The organism is Massilimicrobiota sp. An134 (assembly GCF_002160815.1).
In the GTDB taxonomy this organism is placed as follows: domain Bacteria; phylum Bacillota_I; class Bacilli_A; order Erysipelotrichales; family Coprobacillaceae; genus Allocoprobacillus; species Allocoprobacillus merdigallinarum.
On the sequence record NZ_NFLH01000062.1, the window covers coordinates 1 to 4,112 of the forward strand.

Consider the following 4,112-nt stretch of genomic DNA (forward strand, 5'->3'; position numbering starts at 1 on the left):
AAGCAAGGGGACTATGCTTTGTGAGATATGCGGACGATAGTAATATCTTCGTTAAAAGCGAGATGGCAGCAAATCGAGTGATGAAGTCAGTCACATCATGGCTAGAGAGAAAATTATTTCTAAAGGTCAGTGCAACCAAAACAAAGATAGTAAGACCAACGAATAGTCAATTTCTAGGTTTTACATATTGGAAGAACTCATCAAGATGGGAATGTATTCCTACAAAGAAGAGTAAGAAAAACCTGTATGACAAATGTCGAAAGGAACTCATCCGAAAGAAATGTGTTGCACAGACCAATACAAAAAACATTCACTAGGATAAATCAAATCGTCAATGGATGGATAAACTACTTTCGAATTGGAAGAATGAAGAACTTCATAGATGAATTTGGTCAATGGTTGAGACATAAAATAAGGGTCATTATCCTGAAACAGTGGAAAACACCATCGAGGATATATAAAAATCTACAAAAGTTGAATGAGAAATTGCCTTATCACTTCAGTGATGAGCAAATCTATTCGGTAGCGAATACAAGGCTTGGACTATATAGACAAGCAAATGGGAATGTAGTTAACTTCTTACTTAATGCGGATATTCTAGCCATAAGAAAAGAGGAAAGACCTGGTTTGGTCAATCCCCTCGCATACTATCTAAGATAAGTTGTATTAACATATAAATGTAGCGCCGTATACGAGACCCGTACGTACGGTGCAATTATCCAGAATTCTGGATAATTGCACTTATCCCGAATTATTGATTATCCCGAAAAACAGGTTTTTCCAATGAAAAATCAAGTAAAATTCGGGATAATTTTTATTACTTGAGTGAATATAATTTTTTCAAAAGATCTTCATCATCAAAATCATAATCATTAGTGTTGGTATTAGTTATATCAATAACGGATGAAGCTGCATTGATCGCTTTTCTTTTCATTTCAGTATCTGCATTGGCATAGAATTCCCTAGTGGTGTTAATCTGCGCATGACCTAACCATTCAGATACCAGAGGAAGAGGCATACCGTTACGGTATAGATGCATAGCTCTAGAATGACGAAACATATGACAATATATATGTTTTGGAAAGCTTGAATCAGCATTATTTGCCATGATACAGTATCGATCGATAAATTTCTGTACTGTGTCAGGATTCATTTTTGTTCGTTCACCGTTATGAAATGTAAAAAAGACATGGTCTTCACTGGTTAACTCATAGTTATCTAAATATTTCCTGAGATGCTCAACTGTTTTATCCATTATTGGAACTATACGCATCTTTCTTCCTTTACCATTAAGAACGATATGCGGAGATGAGTCTAAAGAGATATCTTTGAGCCTTATATCTAATAATTCCTGTATTCGAGCTCCTGTATCATATAAAGTAATCATCATCGTGAGATTTCTTCTATCTTTGACATTTAATTGATTAGGTTGACTGAGAAGAAATTCTAATTCTTTCTCACTTAAGAAATCTATGATGATTCCTTTAGTTACAGATTTTATAGGAATCGTCATAAGTTTCAGGTAAATATCGATTAACGTTATATCATGATTGGCAGAATACTTGTAGAATGATCTTATGGCAGCTAATTTTAGATTTCTAGTCTTAGCTGACCAATGATATTCATTTTCCCCATACTCAAGAAATGACTCGACAAGTTCAATCGTTGTATGATTAAAATCAAAATCTCTGAGTTTGATGCCTAAACTAGCCTTAGCGAAATCCAAGAATTGATTCATACAGATTTTATAACTCTTAATTGTATGTTTGCTTGCCCCTTTTTGGTTTGGGAGAAAGATTTCAAAGAAATCGCGAATCATCTTGAAATATTTCAGCTCGTTCTTTTTCATGGTAACACCTCTGGAATGAGTGATTCCATTATTCCCCAATCGATAGCTTTTGAAGTCTTTAGTCTATCAGGTAGTAAATGAATATAATAAGCTGTTTCTTCAAAGCTGGAATGTCCCATATAAGAACTCATGTAAGGCAATATATTATTCAGGTCTTCTCCTTCATCAAGAAATTTCATCATTAACGTCGTTGCAAATCGATGTCGTAGATCATACACTCTAATTCTGGTCATATTAGATGGCTCTTTAGTCGCTTTCCATAATTTTAAAAACTCTGTCCTAAGCCAAGTCGATTTATAACTATCAAGCCTAGGTGAGCTAAACAGATAGGGACTATTCATTTTAAATACCGAAGCTTTTCGCATATAATCTTTGATCATTTCATTGACATCATCAGATATCGGTATGATTCTTTCCTTATGAGCTTTATTCCTTCTTATGAAGATCGTTTTATCATTAAGATTGATGTCGCTTATCATTATTTCTCTTCCTTCGTTAGGCCTCAATCCACAATAAAATATCAACCGATAGATAACAGATATAATTAGCTTCTTATATGAACTCGGATCTTGAACGCTGTTTCTGATGGCTGTATCAAATAAATCAGTAAGTTCCTGATCAGTGAAAATATATGGGATATAGCGTTCTGCTTTGGGAGTAAAACTTGTATCCAGGATAAACTCACAAACACCTATCGAATAGATGAATATAGTAAACTGCCTGAGAGTAGACATCCTCTTTTTGAAACTATAACTTTTTTCAGTCGGTCTTGCGATACACCATGGAATCACCATCTTCTTTGTAATGATCGTTTCATTGGGATAGTTATCTTTAAGGTATCTTGAAAAATCTTTAATATACCATCTAGGGTTTTTTGTATCTAATCCACAACTACTGCGATATTCAAGATAATCATCTGTATATTCCCAGCAATATTTCATCGTCTATCACCTCGTATATCATCAAAAGATAGTGTGCATTTTCTCAGGCCTTCTACATCAAGATCGATGTATTGTCTAGATGGTTTTATTGATTGGTGCCCAAGTATCTGGGCTACTGTATAAATTGATTGATCAGACTTTATCATTTCGGTCGCAATCATCCTTCTTATACCATGTATCGTATTCTTACCACCAACCATTACACCCGCATCTGCTGACCTTCTTCTTAATATATTATTTATCGAAACACCATCACGGAATCCTTCAAATGGTGCTAATGATCTGATGAACAACTTATCAGATTTAGTCTCAGGTCTTCCATTTAAGACATAATCAGCCAAAGCTGCACACGCATCATTATTGAGTGGTAATTTTAGATAAGAATTAGTCTTTCCTTGAATGATTAGGATTTCTTTATTTTTCCAATCAATATCAGAAAGTTTTATATTAACGATATCTCCTGCCCTGATTCCTGTAAAGCAAGCTAAAACGATGATTGCATAGTCTCTCTTACCTACAGAGCTATTTCTATCAATGATTTTTAAAATCTTTGTGATATCATTAATATCTGCAACTTTTTTAACTTTTCCATTTTTTACTCTTTTGACCTTTATAAGATGTGAAATATCCTTAAAGATGAGATGTTCATCAAAGAGTTTTCGCATATATTTAGATAATGCAGTAGCTACTTTATCAAGCGATCCAGGTGAAGTTAAAGATACAAGTTTGATAAAAGATACAATGTGGTCGTAAGTTATGTCCTGATATCTATATACACCATTTTCAATCAAGAATGTAGAGAATTTAATTAATGTCTTTTTTTCAAAGTCTATATTACGAGGACTTAAATCTCTGGTTCCAATATAACGATCAATGGATTCTGTAAACAGATTAGTAACTATTTCTTCATTGGCAATTTTAAATTTCCATTTAAAATTGCCGGTTTTTATTACTTCTTTAAGAATTCTCAGACCTCTTAGACGTTTATTAAATGTTCTTTTACCAAATTGATTAGCTTCTAGATAAGATTGATATATTTTCTCAACATTATCATTGACTGCTTCATCGTAATAATCCTCTCCCATCCGTTTGTATTCTACTAAAATGGGATTGAAATGAGTTGAGCGATACTGTTCTTTATAAGTATCATTGCCTAATGCATCAAAGAATGCATTCATAGCTGATTCGACAGCTTCAGTTATAAGTATTTTCATAATGATTACCTCCTGAAGCCATTATAAAAAATTATCCCGAATTTTACTTGATTTTTCATTGGAAAAACCTGTTTTTCGGGATAATCAATAATTCGGGATAAGTGCAAT

5 protein-coding genes are annotated in these 4,112 nt (G+C 33.5%); 2 read left to right on the top strand and 3 right to left on the bottom strand.

Features of this window, described 5'->3' with window-relative positions:
- Together B5E79_RS13740 and B5E79_RS13745 are read left to right on the top strand one after the other, a co-directional pair.
- A partial coding sequence (locus tag B5E79_RS13740; RefSeq protein WP_241147501.1) for a reverse transcriptase domain-containing protein occupies positions 1-317 on the top strand: 317 nt, incomplete at its 5' end.
- The gene (locus B5E79_RS13745) at positions 247-660 is read left to right on the top strand and encodes a group II intron maturase-specific domain-containing protein (RefSeq protein ID WP_224762639.1); all 414 of its coding nucleotides are present in this window, start codon (positions 247-249) and stop codon (positions 658-660) included. The genes B5E79_RS13740 and B5E79_RS13745, both read left to right, overlap by 71 nt.
- 157 nt (positions 661-817) lie before the next feature.
- Here B5E79_RS13745 and B5E79_RS13050 read toward each other — a convergent pair whose 3' ends face one another.
- From B5E79_RS13050 to B5E79_RS13060, 3 genes are read right to left on the bottom strand one after another with little or no spacing between them, the layout of a single operon-like run.
- Entirely contained in the window at positions 818-1,849 is a 1,032-nt protein-coding gene (locus tag B5E79_RS13050; protein ID WP_087246126.1) for a tyrosine-type recombinase/integrase, read from the bottom strand.
- Positions 1,846-2,790 (bottom strand): tyrosine-type recombinase/integrase, encoded by a 945-nt coding sequence (locus tag B5E79_RS13055; protein ID WP_087298341.1) that lies wholly within the window; start codon positions 2,788-2,790, stop codon positions 1,846-1,848. The genes B5E79_RS13050 and B5E79_RS13055 overlap by 4 nt, the downstream gene beginning before the upstream one ends.
- The gene (locus B5E79_RS13060) at positions 2,787-4,004 is read right to left on the bottom strand and encodes a tyrosine-type recombinase/integrase (protein ID WP_087298342.1); all 1,218 of its coding nucleotides are present in this window, start codon (positions 4,002-4,004) and stop codon (positions 2,787-2,789) included. Before B5E79_RS13060 ends, B5E79_RS13055 begins: the two co-directional genes overlap by 4 nt.
- Between the last annotated feature and the right edge of the window lie 108 nt (positions 4,005-4,112).